Here is a 394-nt window from a genome sequence, read left to right on the forward strand (position 1 = left end):
TCGCTTGCTGCAGATCGCTGTAACGCACGATGTACATGATGGGTGCGAAGGTTTCGTGGTGCATGGTCGCCGTCTGGGATGGCATTTCGACTAGCGACGGACGCACGTAATAGCCGTTTTCACAGCCGGCAACCATCACACGTTCTCCGCCTTCGACTTTACCGCCATCCTGTTGTGCAGCTGCCAGTGCGGTTTGCATTGCATCGAATGCGGCCTGATCCACCAGCGGGCCAACCAGCGTACCTTCGCTGAGCGGATTGCCGACCGGTAAGCCGGCATAGATTTTTTTCAGGCGAGGAATCAACTGATCGTAGACGCTGTCGTGTACGAATAAGCGACGCAAGGTAGTGCAGCGTTGCCCTGCAGTTCCCACTGCGGAGAATGTAATCGCACG

At 56.3% G+C, this 394-nt stretch carries 1 protein-coding gene; it reads right to left on the reverse strand.

Features of this window, described 5'->3' with window-relative positions:
- On the reverse strand, positions 1–394 hold a 394-nt coding region (locus tag KDM89_RS20160), incomplete at both ends, for an aldehyde dehydrogenase family protein (protein ID WP_212689654.1).

It is taken from the genome of Cognatundibacterium luofuense (genome assembly GCF_018139685.1).
GTDB lineage: Bacteria > Pseudomonadota > Gammaproteobacteria > Burkholderiales > Burkholderiaceae_D > Undibacterium > Undibacterium luofuense.